Source organism: Neobacillus bataviensis (assembly GCF_019969725.1).
This window is the reverse complement of sequence record NZ_JAHXYW010000003.1, coordinates 233,882-250,009: the sequence shown is the minus strand read 5'-3', so window position 1 is coordinate 250,009 and position 16,128 is coordinate 233,882. Positions and strand designations below refer to the sequence as shown.

Genomic DNA, 16,128 nt, shown 5'->3' with positions numbered 1-16,128 from the left:
TATACTAGTAATCATCAAATGTATGGAGGTTTTTTTTTATGAAACAAGTTGGAACTGAAAGAGTAAAACGTGGTATGGCAGAAATGCAAAAAGGCGGCGTGATTATGGACGTCATTAATGCCGAGCAAGCAAAAATTGCAGAGGCTGCAGGTGCAGTTGCTGTTATGGCTTTAGAGCGGGTACCATCCGATATTCGAAAAGCTGGTGGCGTAGCTCGTATGGCAGATCCTCGAATTGTAGAGGAAGTATTGAACGCTGTCACCATTCCAGTCATGGCAAAAGCACGTATTGGTCATATTGTCGAAGCACGTGTATTAGAATCAATGGGCGTTGATTACATAGATGAAAGTGAAGTTTTAACACCTGCTGATGAGGAATTCCATTTATTAAAAAGCGACTACACCGTACCTTTTGTATGTGGATGCCGCGATTTAGGGGAAGCTGCTCGTCGTATTGGAGAAGGAGCTTCTATGTTACGTACAAAAGGTGAACCGGGAACAGGAAATATTGTCGAAGCAGTTCGTCATATTCGTAAAGTTAATTCACAGGTAAGACGCGTTGTTGGTATGAGCACAGATGAATTAATGACTGAAGCAAAAATTTTAGGTGCACCATTTGAATTATTATTAGAAATCAAAAAATTAGGGCGATTACCAGTTGTAAATTTTGCTGCTGGCGGGGTGGCAACACCTGCCGATGCCGCTTTAATGATGGAACTTGGAGCAGATGGTGTATTTGTTGGATCAGGTATTTTCAAATCTGAAAACCCAGAAAAGTTCGCACGTGCCATTGTAGAAGCAACGACACACTATCAGGACTATAAACTAATTGCTGCAATTTCAAAAGAGCTGGGGACACCGATGAAAGGTATTGATATTGCAACGCTAAATGCAAGTGAACGTATGCAGGAACGTGGTTGGTAATATGCTGAAAATTGGGATACTTGCATTACAAGGAGCAGTCAGAGAGCATATAAGACAAATTGAAGAGCTTGGCTGTAGGGCCATTTCAGTTAAATCGGCTGAAGATCTAAAAGAATTGAATGGTCTTGTACTGCCTGGCGGAGAAAGTACAACAATGCGGAAACTGTTGGACCGATACGAGTTGCTTGAACCCATTCGTGCTTTAGCCGCCGCGGGAGTTCCGATGTTTGGAACATGTGCAGGCCTGATATTATTGGCAAAAGAAATCGTTGGCTTTGATACGCCTCATCTGGGGGTGATGGACGTCGTGGTCGAACGGAATTCATTTGGTCGCCAAGTGGATAGTTTTGAAGTCGAGATGTCCATAAGAGGAGTGGGGAAGGATATTCCTGCTGTTTTTATCCGGGCGCCACATATCGTTGCTGCAGGCGAAAATGTTGAAGTTCTCGCAAAACATGAAGAGCGCATTGTTTTAGCGCGAGATGGCCAATTTTTAGGATGTTCCTTTCATCCGGAATTAACAGAGGATCTTAGAATTATGAAGTATTTTATTGAAATGGTGCGAGAGAACACAAATGTTTTAGCTCATTAGGTGCCACTGTATAACGACATAAAAGTCCTAAATTCAAAATCCCTTTAAATCAACATTTTGGGGTTTTATTTAGGACTTTCTTGTCGTTAATAAGCAACATAAAAGTCCGAAAAAATTGTTCTGGCCTTGTTAGCGATTTGAAACTTTATCCTTGGGGTATTGACAAAAAAATTTATAAGTATTATTATTATCTCATATTCAAGATATTTTAATTCGAGGTTTTAAAAGGGGGTGTACTAAATGGAGGGGAAATGCTCAAATTTGCCCTTTCTGATATTAATGCAAACATCTAAAGCTATACATGATCGAATAAAAGAAGAAATGACAAAAAATCATTAAATTCTGATGAGGCAGAGACATTGGTGAATCTATTGAAAAAAGTAAAGAATAAATTTTAAAAGTGCATTTTTTTTAAAGTTATATCTCGAATTCGAGATAAAAATTAGGAGGATTTTAAGATGATAAATATTGGTTTATTAATCATTCGTTTGGTAATTGGAGTTTTGTTCATTGGACACGGATCTCAAAAATTGTTTGGTTGGTTCGGTGGCTATGGATTGAAAGGAACCGGTGGATGGTTTGAATCTATTGGCATGAAACCAGGAGTAACAATGGCTCTTTTCGCAGGGTTAGCAGAATTTATTGGTGGAATTTTGTTTGCATTAGGGCTTTTAACTCCACTTGCAGGAATTTTGATAGCGGGGACTATGTTAATGGCGATTATTAAGGTTCATGCCCCGAATGGATTATGGTCAACAGCTAATGGATATGAATACAACTTAACTTTGCTTTCAGTTGCGATAGGTATAGCTTTGATCGGTCCCGGTCAATATGCTTTAGATGCATTTTTATTCTAATAAATATGGTCTTTTACGAGACCTGTTCCCCTTAAAGGGGAACTTTAACTACAAACAAAATTAATTTTAATATAAATCCAGGAGGGATATATAATGAACCATCTAAAAGGAATACACCATGTAACAGCTATTACTAGCAGTGCAGAAAAGAACTATGAATTTTTCACCTATGTTTTAGGTATGCGTTTAGTTAAAAAAACGGTCAATCAAGATGATATTCAAACCTATCATCTATTCTTTTCAGATGATAAAGGCAGCGCAGGCACAGACATGACTTTCTTTGATTTCCCCGGCATTCCGAAAGGAGTACATGGTACTAACGAGATTTCAAAGACATCTTTCCGTGTTCCGAGTGATGAAGCATTAAACTATTGGGTAAAACGTTTTGATCGTTTAGAAGTAAAACATACTGGAATCAAAGAGCAATTCGGCAAGAAAACCCTCTCTTTCATTGATTTTGACGATCAACAATATCAATTGATTTCAGATGAATTCAATCAAGGGGTGGAATCTGGCACACCATGGCAAAAAGGTCCAATTCCACTGGAATATGCAATTACTGGTTTAGGACCTGTTTTTATCCGTATTGCGAACTTTGATTACTTTAAAGAAATGATGGAAAAAGTCCTATTATTTAAAGAGACAAATAAAGAAGGATCATTCCATTTATTTGAAGTGGGGGAAGGCGGGAATGGTGCCTCGGTCATTGTAGAATATAATGCCGTTCTTCCTGACTCCCAACAAGGTTTTGGGACGGTTCATCATGCGGCATTCCGTGTAGAAGATCGCTCTGTTTTAGAAGAATGGATTGAACGAATGAGTAGTTTTGGTTTCCATACATCCGGTTATGTAAATCGTCACTTTTTTGAATCATTATACGCAAGAGTGGCACCGCAAATTTTATTTGAATTCGCTACAGATGGTCCTGGGTTTATGGGAGACGAACCTTATGAAACACTGGGGGAAAAATTATCTTTACCTCCATTCTTAGAGCCTAAACGTGCAGCAATAGAAAAATTAGTTCGCCCAATTGATACAGTGAGAAGTACAAAGGAATTTATCAAAGAATAAAAAAACCACTTTCAACGAAACTGATATTATTATTCATCTAGAACCTTGCGTAGGTTCTATTTTTTTGTTCATAATACAGTAAAATTTTGATTTCTATTCGAATGACTTTGTTGAATTCCATAAGTGGGGGAGCCGGTTAAAAAGTATTAGCAATATAACTGTTGTACAGTGACATGAAAGTCTCCCAAAAAAAAGCCTTTGAATCAACATTTTAAAGCTATTTGGGAGTTTTCTTGTCGTTTTTTTGCGACAAGAAAGTATACCCATAATGTAAGATTTTTATATTGGATAAGAAAAGATAAAGGACTGAATATTTTCATTTCCCGCGACAAGAAAGTCTCCCAAATCAAAATTCTTAATGAATTGTAATAAATTAAAGGTAAAAAAGTGTTATCAAGACATGAGAAATCATTCACGGGTTCTGAAGTGATAAAGGATACCTTAAATGTAAAACCAAACGAAACATATGAAATCCAATTCGTTACTATTGAATTAGGGACATGGCTATTCCACTGCCACGAACTGCATCATGCTGAGGTGATAAGGTTAGCTAGGTAAAATACACTGGGATTTATCTAGGGTGAGGAGGAAAATTCCTAATGATTTTTTCCTTTCCTTCCTAAACCTTTCGTTTAGAAGTGGGAATTTTACGATATTACATTGACTCAGCCCAAAAAAAAAATTTTTCTAAATTCCTTCACATAGGATAGGGGGGTATAGTATAATGTAAATGTGGAGGCGATAATAATGGATCAAAACATGAATCATGATTGCCACCTTCCTGAAGAAAGAAAAAGCCATCATTCCGATAATGTGAAGAAAAATTTGGTTACTCGTTTAAATCGAATTGAAGGTCAAATTCGTGGAATAAAAGGGTTAATCGAAAAAGACACTTACTGTGATGATGTTATTACTCAAATTGCAGCTACACAGTCCGCATTGAACAGTGTGGCTAAGATTCTTCTGGAAGGGCATTTAAAAACTTGTGTATTGGAACGAATTAACGAGGGAGATACAGAAGTTTTAGATGAAGTGCTTTTAACCATAGAAAAATTAATGAAAAAATAAAAGGAGTGTTTATAAATGGAAAAAGTAACATTAAAGGTAAATGGAATGTCTTGTGGTCACTGTGTCAATTCTGTTGAAGGCAGTGTAGGTGAATTAGAAGGTGTGAAATCCGTAAAAGTTCATTTAAAAGAAGGAAATGTTGATGTAGAATTTAATCCATCAGAAGTTTCCTTGAGTACAATCAAAGAAACAATTGATGACCAAGGCTATGACGTTGAATAGAATAAACAGATAACGTGCTTTGAAAAGCACGTTATCTTTAACAAAAAAATATACCCCCCACCAGTATAGGAGAGGTGATTTTATATGAGTAATGAAGTAAAAGAAGCAAATTTTCAAATTACAGGAATGACCTGTGCTGCATGTGCAACAAGAATTGAAAAAGGTCTCAATAAAATGGAGGGCGTAAAAGAAGCGAATGTTAATTTAGCCCTTGAAAAGTCAACCATTAAATATGATCCTGAAGTGGTATCAGACCAGGATTTCCAAAAGAAAATTCAGGATTTAGGATATGATGTCGTAAAGGAAAAAAAGGAATTTGATATTACAGGAATGACCTGTGCAGCTTGTTCGACAAGAATTGAAAAGGGATTAAATAAACTGGAAGGTGTCGATAATGCCTCCGTAAACTTAGCATTAGAAAGTGCAACAGTTGAATATAACCCTTCCTTAATTGGTCCACAAGATATTATTAAACGAGTAGAAAAATTAGGATATGGGGCTTTACCAAAGGAAGAGAAAGAAGAAAATGTGGATCACCGCCTTAAAGCCATAAAGAATCAGCAGGGTAAATTTATCTTTTCGTTAATCCTTTCCTTGCCGTTATTATGGGCAATGGTTAGTCACTTTTCCTTTATGTCTTTTATTTACCTTCCAGATTTCTTAATGAATCCATGGGTTCAATTAGCACTTGCGACACCAGTTCAATTTGTTGTCGGTAAGCAGTTTTATGTTGGAGCCTATAAAGCTTTAGGAAATAAGAGTGCGAACATGGATGTTCTTGTCGCATTAGGAACGTCAGCGGCTTATTTTTATAGTTTGTATGAGACCATTAAATCAATAGGTTCTCATGGTCATTTGGTTGAACTGTATTATGAAACAAGTTCAATTTTGATTACCTTAATCATATTAGGGAAACTATTTGAAGCAAAAGCAAAAGGTCGTTCATCAGAAGCCATTAAAAAGCTAATGGGTTTACAGGCTAAAACAGCGGTTGTTGTCCGTGATGGAATAGAGAAAGAAGTACCCCTCGAAGAAGTCGTAGTAGGTGACATTGTTTACGTTAAACCAGGTGAAAAAGTACCTGTGGATGGTGAAATTGTTGAAGGACGTTCAGCACTTGACGAATCCATGTTAACAGGCGAAAGTGTCCCTGTTGATAAAACAGTTGGCGATTCAGTCATTGGTGCAACCATCAACAGAAATGGATTCTTAAAAATTAAAGCAACAAAAGTCGGTAGAGAAACAGCTTTAGCACAAATCATCAAAGTTGTTGAAGAGGCACAAGGTTCAAAAGCACCGATACAACGCCTAGCGGATCAAATTTCAGGAATTTTTGTCCCAATTGTTGTGGGGATTGCTATTATAACATTCCTGATTTGGTATATCTGGATTAGTCCAGGGGACTTTGCAGCAGCTTTAGAAAAATTAATAGCTGTGTTAGTAATCGCCTGCCCTTGTGCACTAGGTCTTGCGACACCTACATCCATTATGGCTGGTTCAGGGAGGGCTGCCGAATTCGGTATTCTCTTTAAAGGTGGAGAACATCTTGAAACAACCCATCACATTGATACAGTAATCTTAGATAAAACAGGAACGGTTACAAAAGGAACTCCACAATTAACAGATGTTATTTTACATGAAAATATGGAGGAAAAAGAGTTTTTATCCCTTATAGGTTCTGCTGAAAATCAATCTGAACATCCATTAGCTCAAGCCATTGTTCAAGGGATAAAAGAGAAAGGCATTACTCTCAAAGATGTTCAGGAATTTGAAGCTATTCCTGGTTATGGAGTAACTGCTGTTGTAGGCAGCAAAAAGATATTAATAGGAACCAGAAGGCTTATGACAAGGGAAAATATTGATATTTCAAAAGCAATATCAACAATGGAAAGCCTTGAAGATAACGGAAAAACAGCAATGTTAGTTTCCATTGATGGAATTTATATCGGTATTGTAGCCGTAGCAGATACCATAAAAGAAACATCAAAAGAGGCAATTCGCAGGTTAAAAGAACTAGATATTAACGTTGTTATAATTACCGGTGACAATAAAAGGACTGCTGAGGCGATTGGTAAAGAAGTTGGCATTGACCATGTAATTGCAGAGGTGCTTCCGGAAGGGAAAGCTGAGGAAGTCAACAAACTTCAAAAAGAAGGAAGACGAGTGGCAATGGTCGGAGATGGAATTAATGATGCCCCAGCTTTAGCTGTCGCTGATATTGGAATGGCTTTAGGAACAGGTACGGATGTGGCTATGGAAGCTGCTGATATTACCTTAATAAGTGGGGATTTAAATACAATTACAGATGCTATTATTATAAGCAAGAAAACCATTAGAAATATTAAGCAAAATCTATTTTGGGCTTTTGCTTACAATGTGATCGGAATCCCAATTGCAGCGGTGGGTCTTTTAGCTCCATGGCTTGCAGGAGCTGCTATGGCTTTTAGTTCAGTATCAGTTGTATTAAATGCTTTGCGTCTTCAAAGAGTTAAGCTATCTAAATAAATAATTTAGAACAGGGGAGAAGTTTATATGGTGAATGACGGTAAAAAGGTTAAGATCGCCATAAATGGAGGAATAGGGTTTGGGGCAAAACTTAATGCGAAACAACTTGTAACCATCTCAAAATATATCGATGAAAATGAGGAGCTAGAGTTAACAACGTTTCAACAACTTTATATTGAAATTCCTGAAGAAAAACAATCTGAAGTCATGGAAGAATTCAAAAATGTTGGATTAAAATGTTATCCTGTCGGAAACTTCGTAAAGAGTTTGATGACCTGTAATTTTTGCAAAGGGGAATTAGAAGAAGGGATGCCAGTGGCGAAAGAATTAAATCGTCTTATAGCTGGTAAACCTGTCCCTCTTACTTTTAAGGTTGCTTATACAGGATGCCCTATTGGTTGTGGAGAACCAATGTTAAGCGACATCGGTATTATGAAAATTAGAGAACACTATAACTTATATGTCGGAGGAAAAGCAAAAGGGCAAGATGCTGAAGTGGGTTTCCTGTTAATGGAGAATCTAACACCAGAGGAACTATACGATGTTGTAGAAAAGATAATCGCTTTATATTCGGAATTGGGCAAAAAACGGGAGACATTCCATAAATTTTTGAAACGAATAGGCAAAAATCAATTAATAAGTTAACACGATTTCTAACATTTAAGATAAGTCTAGCGCTTTTGGCTAGACTTATTTTTTGTCCGTTTGCATATATGAAATTCCTACCAATAGTTACTTCAGTACCCTTCATACATTCCATCTGGATTGGGAAAAATTCACAAAATAGCATCCCTAATAGCAGTGTATTCCGCAGGTGAAATTTTCTCTTGTGCAACATATTTGCATCTCCCTTATTAATATAAAACGATGCAAAAAGATTGCTCTAGACCCACCTCTATTTTAGCTGTTATCCTAATCTAGTGCTACAAGGGGAGGATCTAGGATGGAACAGGAAAAGTATAATGACCTTAAATTAGGTGAACGTGGAGCCATCATTAGTATTATAGCCTATATATGTCTATCAATCTTAAAACTAGTAATTGGATACATAAGCAATTCCGATGCGTTAGAAGCAGATGGTCTGAACAATACAACCGATATCATCGCATCTATTGCTGTACTCATTGGACTCAAGATTTCTCAAAGACCCCCTGATAAAAACCATCGATACGGACATCGGAAGAGTGAAACGATTGCGTCAATGGTTGCTTCCTTTATTATGGCTGCGGTGGGTCTTGAAGTGTTAATTGAGGCAGGTACCTCAATTTTTCTAGGGACAAAAGAATCACCGGATATTTTGGCAGCGTATGTAGGTATTTTTTCGGCGCTAGTCATGTATTTTGTTTATCTTTACAACAAGAAATTAGCTCTTAAGATTAATAGCAAAGCCGTAATGGCAGCTTCAAAAGATAACATTTCCGATGCTTGGGTAAGTATAGGAACGGCTATAGGTATTTTGGGTTCACAATTAAATATGCCTTGGCTAGATAGCATAACTGCTATTGTTGTAGGACTATTAATATGTAAAACCGCGTGGGACATCTTTAGAGAAGCTTCACTTGAACTATCGGACGGTTTCGATGAAGATAAAATCCATCTATATAACAATGTCATCAAAGAATTGGATGGCGTAAAAGGAGTAAAAGAAATTAAAGGAAGAAACTATGGGAATAATGAAGTAATAGATGTTGTGATTCTTGTTAATTCTACTCTCGGTATTAAAGAAGCTCATGATATAGCTACCTATGTTGAAAAAATCATGATGGAAGACCATGGTGTATATGATGTTCATGTCCATGTAGAGCCAAGTTAAATTCGATACAATTAATCCAAATGAACCAAACATCGAATAGTCTTAATGAGCCATTCACATTGTGAAGGGACTCTATTACTATTATGTTAGCCTGTCTTTTTAGAAAAAGAGGGATAGGAGGTTCAATGTGAATACTGATCAAGCTTTTGAGTTGTTAAAAAACGCAGGAGTTCCAGACGATATTAGCATTCAAACGGTGAAGCGCTGGCTGCGGGAGCGAAAAATTAAATACGAGGGAAAAATAGGACCTCGGAAAACCGAATACATCCTAGATGATACCGATCAAGCTATTAACCTGTTAAAGGATGCAGGTGTTTCCGCTAGTGCTGGTCTCCACGTTGTTCAACGCTGGCTAAATGAAGGCAAGATACAGAGGGTTGGAAATAGAGACCAGATAACAGATTACATATCAAAGGAAACCCTTTCACCGCATGTAACTCGATCCTCAGATCAGGATAAGGCCATCCGTGATTTGCAAGTAAAAATAAAAGTTCAGGATGACCAACTTAAAGGAATTGAAGAACTTCATCAAACTTCCATAAAAACGTTGATTCAGCAACGGGACAAATTAAACAGAGAAAATAGCAGCCTAAAAAATGAAATAAATGAACTACAAACAGAAACCAGAAAAGTACTGAAAGAAAACATGGAATTACGGAATGAATTATTAAAATTAAGAGAAGAGCTTTCTAAAGTGGGGAAAAAAGAAGTTGAAAAAACTCAAACCCTTGTACCGCCTAAAACACTTGATTATCGTCAAAAGTTAGGACTTTCAAAAACGGCAGGTCAGAAAGAAGTTTTAGCAGGATTTAAAAAACTATTGAAAATTACTCATCCAGATCAAGGCGGAAACGCGGCTGCCTTTCATTTCGTCAAAACAGACTATGATCTTTATAGAACTGGTATAGAAGAACAATAGGAAACGAAACGCTCGGATTAGGCTGCCGAGCGTTTCGTTTCCTATTCATTAAACCTTCCCATCACAATGGTATTATAGTAGTTCCCGTCAAATAGAATTTTATCCTTTTTCAATACACCTTCCACTTCAAACCCATATCTTTTATAAAGCTCGATCGCTTTTTCATTGGTTTCAAGGACATTCAGCGTTATTTTCTTAATATTATTGGAGTCTGCCCAATAAATCGATTCGCTTAAAAGGTTTTTACCGAGCCCGTATCCCCAAAAATCTTTCAGTACACAAATACCAAATTCCACCTTGTGAGAGGTTCTTTTTAGATTATTCCCTACAAGCCTTGAAAAACCTACGATTCTTTCATTTGCCTCAGCCACTAAAAACAGGTTATTCAAACTCTCGGTATCATTTCTAATAATCTGTTTAAAACCTGCTTCATCGATGTAGGCCTCACCTGGTTCGCGGTCTAAATTTTCTGTTTCGCCATCAATCTGCAATCGAACCTCAGATAAACTTTGCGCATCGGATTCAGTTGCAGAACGTACAATATATCTTAAATTATTAATAGTAAATTCTTTTTGAATAGCAATCATTTAGACGTCCTCCAAACATAATTTTCCTTCCTTACTAAATATTAAAGAATCACAATGGGTTCGTATAGTATAATAATTATAATTGATTTTGAATAAATAAATATAATTGTAGATTTAGAATTTAGAATTAAGTTGAGGGATCATATAGTATGAAAGTGGAGCTAATGATTAATGAAGAGGAATGTTATCAGCGCGCAGAGGAGAAGGCTGCTCGTTATTTTAAAACGCTATATGTTCTGGTCTCAGAAAAGACCTTTGTCCCTATCCTAATAAATGACATCCAATCATGGAAACAAAACCATATCCATCACCATTCCTTCCTTTCCTTATTTTCACGAAAAAAAACGGGTCCCAGTGGGTACTACAATTATATCCAATGGCTCCATTACACAGGCAAACTAGACCGTTATCTGGACCGGAGCATTTCCTATCTTTACATGCGCGATCTCGGCAAAGCCCTGGACTCAACCGAAACAAAGAAAAGAGTTCGTAGTGTCGTTGACAATTTAAAAAGTCATCTGACCAAAAAGAAAGACAATACCGACATGTTCAGTATGGCCGGGTTGTACCGCTGGGCTCAGAAAGAAGGCATTGAATCTGCCATTATCTGGCTGATCAATAAACTTAAGATTGTATCCTCCAATATTCCAGATGGGTTGGATGCTGAAAATGCCCAGCGAAAGCTTATTAAAATTATTGCTGGGGTGCTGATGCACGAGTTTGAAGAGATGGACGATAAACTTTCGCCAGAAGAACGTTCGATAAGACTCGATCATGCGATTAGACTTGGATATGCCTATGGCCTGACCTATCCCTTCATTGACGACCTTCTCGATGCCAAAGTGTTGTCTGCGGATGAAAAAAAGCAATATTCTAATTTGATTCGGAGCACTCTTATCACAGGCAATGTGCCGGAATTGGGGAAATGGACGGGAGATAACGCAGAATTGATCCGTTTTATTCATTCAGAACTCCGCGATGCCTTTGAGGCGATAAAGGCACACCAGCGGCCAGATAATAGAATACATTTTTTCGAGCAGGCCTTTGTTTTTTTTCATTCCCAGGAAGTAGATCGTGAAAAGAAATTATCTTATGACAGATACACCAATGAAGAGCTTTATGTCCCGATCATCTTAAAATCGTCTTCTTCCCGATTGATTGTCCGTTCCGTGATCAGTGCTCCTGAGGATGCGGGCTTTGAAAGCCGGACATTCTTTTACGGCATTTACAACCAGCTTGCTGATGATTTTGCCGATATGTTTGAGGACATGGAGGAGGGGGCGGTAACACCTTATACTTACTTCATGAAATATCATGATAAGCGTCCCGATCTAATCAATCCGTTTGAATTATACTGGGCGGTCATTTCCCATTTACTACATAACGTGTATCATTCAGACCCCAAGACCTGTGAAGTGATTTTAGATCGGGCGATAAATGGGCTAAAACGATTTAAAGAACGGAAGGGGAGCGAAGAATACCATAAAGTGATGGAGCTATTCGCATCTGGATTTCCGAATTTCAATCGTGTTATTCAAAAAATGGTCCGTAAAGCCGATGACGTCGATTTCTTTGATAAACTGCTTCGGGACCATATGATGACCATGTTGAAAAATGAACGAAAAGAGCAGGAAGATTTTTTAGATACGATCGAAACTGTTCGCAATCAGATCAACAGTATTTTATATATCACTAAACCCGAAAATGCTTCTTTACCTAAAGATCCCATCACTGATGCTGCCAATTATAGTCTTGAAGGTGATGGCAAGCGTTTAAGACCCATTATGACTTGGGTCATGGGTGTCAACGAATATGGGTTAAATCCTTCGGCCATCGTGCCCCTTTTGAAATCCTTGGAATATATGCATACGGCGTCTCTTATTTTTGATGATCTTCCTGCACAGGATAATGCCGCCATTCGCAGGGGCCGTCAAACGCTTCACATGGTATATAACAATGCGATTGCCGAATTAACCGGTCTTTTTCTGACGCAAAAGGCGATCGAGGAACAAACATCTCTTAACCAGTTTGATTCTGAAACGGTACTTAATTTGATTCGATATTCAGCGCAAATGACAGCCGATATGTGTAAGGGCCAGGCGATGGACTTGGATTCAAGAGGGAAGCCACTAACGCTCGAACAATTGGATTTGATGAGCTTTTACAAAACCGGGATTGCCTTCGAAGCTTCCCTTATCATGCCTGCCATACTCGCGAAAGCTAAGGAGCATGAAAGGGAAGCATTGAAAAAATTCACCCGTCATGCCGGCATAGCCTTTCAGATTAAGGATGACCTGCTGGATGTTGAAGGGGATTTGGATTTACTCGGAAAACCCATTGGTAAAGACGTGGAAAATAACCATTCCACTTTTGTATCGATCCTAGGGATCGAAGGTGCGAAAAAAGCGATGTGGGAACATTATTGTCTGGCGATGGAAGTGCTGCAGGAAGTGCCGCGAAAAACTTCTTTTTTGAAACATTTGTTGAACTATATTGTGAACAGGGATCATTAGAGGTAATGTTTTCGAAAGAGATTAATTGTTAAGTGTCTCACTGGATAAATCTATGAAGGGAGCGGTGATATGAATTTTAGTATGAAAGAAGCTATTGAAGTTCTGGAGCGGACTCCTCCAACTTTGGAGAATTTTTTATCTGGTTTATCTGATGATTGGCTGCAATGCAATGAAGGCGAAGGAACCTGGAATGTTTCTGAAGTAATTGAGCATCTTATTGAGGCAGAAAAGATAAATTGGGTACCAAGATTGGAATTTATTCTTCAGGAAGGATCTAATAAATCCTTCCCGCCTTTTGATCGTTTTTCACACATAAATGAAAACTTCGAAAGGACCATTGAACAAAGGTTGCTTGAATTTAAAACATTGAGAACACAAAATATACAAAAACTCCTGGGGCTAATTAATCCTGATATCCATCTTGAATTGACAGGGTCACACCCTGATCTTGGTCTTGTGAAAGTAAGAGAATTGCTCTCTACATGGGTTGTTCATGATTTAACTCACATTGCCCAAATTGTACGGGTTATGGCTAAAAGATACAGAACTGACGTTGGGCCGTGGAAAGAGTACTTAAGCATATTGAAAAAGTAAATTTATTAACAGGAGTGGTGGACTGAAAATGAGCCGAATTGCAAAAACTCCAGAGCCGCCATACTATGCTGTGATCTTTGCTTCACAGCGGACAGAAGGCGATAATGGTTACGGAAAAATGGCCGACAGAATGCTCGAATTAGCCTCCCAACATGAAGGATTTTTAGGTGTGGAAAGCGCACGTGATTTGGAACTGGGCATCACTGTTTCATATTGGGACTCGCTGGAAGCCATCAAGAGCTGGAAGGACGATGTTGAACACAGAGCTGCACAGGCAAGAGGGAAAAGCGAATGGTATAAAAATTTTTCTCTCCGAGTTTGTAAAGTGGAAAGACATAGCTTTTTTGAAATGTAAGGAAAAAGGGCTGAATTCCTTTGGAAATCAGCCCTTTAAATTTATAGATTTTTCAAACCATTATTTAATTGGGAAGCAGCGAAGAATGCCTCTTTGTCTTGTAATACATCACCAGGCTGGGATCCCTTCCCAAGAATGTATCCGCCAAACTCAATCCCCATAAAATCAAATATATACTTAAATTGTTGAATCATCGGCAGACCCTTAATGTAAGGATTATCGCCGCCAACAGCAATCACATAAGCTTTTTTGGATGACAGGGTCTTTTTAAAATCAGGATAGTTGGCGTCCCTAAGTGTCTGGGACCAGCGATCAATAAAATTTTTCATCGTTCCTGACATGCTATACCAATAAATGGGTGTAGAGAAAATAATGATATCATGCGGCAGAAGCCGATCGATGATGGAGTTATAATCATCATTTCTGTCCTGAAATCCTTCTGGGGAGTGCCGCATATCTTCGATTGGCTTGATAATATAATCTTTAAGATAAACTTTCTCGGCTGCTATTCCTTGCACCGCATGATCCGTCAAGAGTTCAGAATTGCCCTTTGGGCGGGTTCCCCCATAAATTACTGCGATAGACATCCCATATTTCTCCTTTCAAATCCAATAACTTGTTAGATAACTATATCGTATCAGAAAGGAAAAATCGAGAATGTTGATTTTTCATTAATTTTTTAAAAGAGGCATTTCAACCCTTTTGATTAATTGATTGTGGAGAACGGACTTCACCAATTGGTAGGTTTCAAATGCCGCTTTATAATTCAAGGATTCCCTATCGGTGTGTTCATGGTAATAACCTGCTGAAAGGTTAACAGAAGGGATGCCGAATTCCGCAAATACTTTGGCATCGCTTAATCCGCCCGGTGTCATTTTCCAATCCTCCATGCCTGCCAGCTGTCCTGCTTTTTCAAAAAGCTGTCCGTATTCATCCGGGCAGAAGGGAACAATATTGGCGAAGGAAGTGACAATATCCCGTTCCCCCCTCCGGTCAATGACAATCGCTCCATCCACATCTTCAAGGAAATCCCGGTCTATATTTTGGGACCCAATACAGCCAATTTCCTCTTCCACGGTAAAAGCAATTTTAATGGTACCGTTGAAATGCGTTTGCTGAATGTTAGCCAGAAGTTCCAAGATAACAGCTATTCCGGCGCGGTCATCAGCTCCTAAAATGCCTTTAGAACTTTTTAAAATCGTTCCTTCCTCAATGATTTCCCGGTCCAATGCGATTTCCTCCACTGTATCCATATGCGCCGATAAAAGGATGGTTGGTCCGTCTCCACAGTATTTGTAAGCTAGCAGATTTCCTTTTCGATCGAGGTACATGTAATCCGTGACCTGCGATAATCTGTTTTTAAGATACAGCCTGATTTTCCTTTCATCCTGGCTGACTCCAGGAATATTTAACAGTTCGATGACCCGGTGTTTGAAGTGAAACGCTTCAAGGTCTTTAAGGTACTCCGGCGATTTAAATACTCTATATAGGTTTTCAGCAAAATCTAATAAACTTCCAATCCGTTTGTAGTAGAGAAAAACAGATTTTCTTTCTATTTTTAACCGGATCCCTACAGGTGCAGCCGTTTTGATCAGCTTCATCTGTGAAAACGAAAGGTGCTTTAAAAGGTCAATTCTTGCGCGGCCATTTCCATGTCCATCACAGCTGCAAATCGAATAGATACCCAGTTCATTCATCCAGCAGACCATTCCACGTATATAGGGGTCCATCATGGTGAGCGGAAGATCTGAATAAAGAGGGTTGATTAACATTTCTCTTCCAGGGCCATCAACAATCCTTGACGCTTCCTTTAAAAGAGTGATAAATTCTTTTTCCGGAAGGGTATCTAGGGATTGACCGTATTTAACCATTAGATTCAAAGTTTCAGATAAAAGCTTGGTCCCAAAAGTTTCCTTTTTTTCTGCTAAATCCTTTTTCATAAGTCCATGTCTCGCTAATAAAATTTCTTGATTTTTCATTCAAAACCATCTCCTTTTGTTATGATAAATGGATTGTATATTTTCCGGTGTGACACCCCGTCACGCTAGAAAGAAGGAATTTTGTTGTGTTTTCGAGAATTCCTATTTACTCTAGTGGAACAACTTGATT

17 protein-coding genes are annotated in these 16,128 nt (G+C 38.3%); 14 read left to right on the top strand and 3 right to left on the bottom strand.

Annotated features, from left to right (window positions below; genetic code table 11):
* The first annotated feature begins 38 nt into the window (after positions 1-38).
* The 11 genes from pdxS (at position 39) to LC455_RS09550 (ending at position 9,970) form a co-directional block, all read left to right on the top strand.
* On the top strand, positions 39-923 hold the full coding sequence (gene pdxS, locus LC455_RS09600; protein ID WP_223590221.1) for a pyridoxal 5'-phosphate synthase lyase subunit PdxS: 885 nt from the start codon (positions 39-41) through the stop codon (positions 921-923).
* Position 924: 1 nt separating this feature from the next.
* Positions 925-1,515: a pyridoxal 5'-phosphate synthase glutaminase subunit PdxT gene (pdxT, locus tag LC455_RS09595; RefSeq protein WP_223590220.1), complete on the top strand. Its 591-nt coding sequence runs from the start codon at positions 925-927 to the stop codon at positions 1,513-1,515.
* 458 nt (positions 1,516-1,973) lie between these two features.
* Complete coding sequence (locus LC455_RS09590; RefSeq protein WP_223590218.1) at positions 1,974-2,372, top strand: DoxX family protein; 399 nt, start codon at positions 1,974-1,976, stop codon at positions 2,370-2,372.
* Positions 2,373-2,465: 93 nt separating this feature from the next.
* A complete protein-coding gene (locus LC455_RS09585) occupies positions 2,466-3,443 on the top strand; it encodes a ring-cleaving dioxygenase (protein ID WP_223590217.1) in 978 nt (325 codons plus the stop codon).
* Between the two features lie 387 nt (positions 3,444-3,830).
* Positions 3,831-4,001, top strand: coding sequence for a multicopper oxidase domain-containing protein (locus LC455_RS09580; protein WP_223590215.1), 171 nt, complete (start codon positions 3,831-3,833; stop codon positions 3,999-4,001).
* Between the two features lie 189 nt (positions 4,002-4,190).
* On the top strand, positions 4,191-4,511 hold the full coding sequence (locus tag LC455_RS09575; RefSeq protein WP_223590213.1) for a metal-sensitive transcriptional regulator: 321 nt from the start codon (positions 4,191-4,193) through the stop codon (positions 4,509-4,511).
* Between the two features lie 15 nt (positions 4,512-4,526).
* Positions 4,527-4,733 (top strand): copper chaperone CopZ, encoded by a 207-nt coding sequence (copZ, locus tag LC455_RS09570; protein ID WP_223590212.1) that lies wholly within the window; start codon positions 4,527-4,529, stop codon positions 4,731-4,733.
* Between the two features lie 84 nt (positions 4,734-4,817).
* Positions 4,818-7,238 (top strand): heavy metal translocating P-type ATPase, encoded by a 2,421-nt coding sequence (locus LC455_RS09565; protein ID WP_223590211.1) that lies wholly within the window; start codon positions 4,818-4,820, stop codon positions 7,236-7,238.
* Between the two features lie 27 nt (positions 7,239-7,265).
* Positions 7,266-7,883, top strand: coding sequence for a nitrite reductase (locus tag LC455_RS09560; RefSeq protein WP_223590209.1), 618 nt, complete (start codon positions 7,266-7,268; stop codon positions 7,881-7,883).
* A gap of 298 nt (positions 7,884-8,181) precedes the next feature.
* On the top strand, positions 8,182-9,051 hold the full coding sequence (locus LC455_RS09555) for a cation diffusion facilitator family transporter (protein WP_223590208.1): 870 nt from the start codon (positions 8,182-8,184) through the stop codon (positions 9,049-9,051).
* Between the two features lie 127 nt (positions 9,052-9,178).
* Positions 9,179-9,970: a J domain-containing protein gene (locus LC455_RS09550; RefSeq protein WP_223590206.1), complete on the top strand. Its 792-nt coding sequence runs from the start codon at positions 9,179-9,181 to the stop codon at positions 9,968-9,970.
* A gap of 41 nt (positions 9,971-10,011) precedes the next feature.
* On the opposite strand, the gene LC455_RS09545 is transcribed toward LC455_RS09550, so the two are convergent.
* Positions 10,012-10,557, bottom strand: coding sequence for a GNAT family N-acetyltransferase (locus LC455_RS09545; protein ID WP_223590204.1), 546 nt, complete (start codon positions 10,555-10,557; stop codon positions 10,012-10,014).
* A 149-nt stretch (positions 10,558-10,706) separates the two neighbouring features.
* Here LC455_RS09545 and LC455_RS09540 point away from each other — a divergent pair, with 149 nt between their 5' ends.
* From LC455_RS09540 to LC455_RS09530, 3 genes are all read left to right on the top strand, one after another.
* Complete coding sequence (locus LC455_RS09540) at positions 10,707-13,070, top strand: polyprenyl synthetase family protein (RefSeq protein WP_223590203.1); 2,364 nt, start codon at positions 10,707-10,709, stop codon at positions 13,068-13,070.
* 69 nt (positions 13,071-13,139) lie between these two features.
* Positions 13,140-13,664, top strand: a complete 525-nt coding sequence (locus tag LC455_RS09535; RefSeq protein ID WP_223590202.1) for a DinB family protein — start codon at positions 13,140-13,142, stop codon at positions 13,662-13,664.
* A gap of 28 nt (positions 13,665-13,692) precedes the next feature.
* The gene (locus tag LC455_RS09530) at positions 13,693-14,019 is read left to right on the top strand and encodes an antibiotic biosynthesis monooxygenase family protein (protein WP_223590200.1); all 327 of its coding nucleotides are present in this window, start codon (positions 13,693-13,695) and stop codon (positions 14,017-14,019) included.
* A 41-nt stretch (positions 14,020-14,060) separates the two neighbouring features.
* On the opposite strand, the gene LC455_RS09525 is transcribed toward LC455_RS09530, so the two are convergent.
* Positions 14,061-14,606: a flavodoxin family protein gene (locus LC455_RS09525; RefSeq protein ID WP_223590199.1), complete on the bottom strand. Its 546-nt coding sequence runs from the start codon at positions 14,604-14,606 to the stop codon at positions 14,061-14,063.
* 84 nt (positions 14,607-14,690) lie between these two features.
* Positions 14,691-15,998, bottom strand: a complete 1,308-nt coding sequence (locus LC455_RS09520) for a M20/M25/M40 family metallo-hydrolase (protein ID WP_223590198.1) — start codon at positions 15,996-15,998, stop codon at positions 14,691-14,693.
* Between the last annotated feature and the right edge of the window lie 130 nt (positions 15,999-16,128).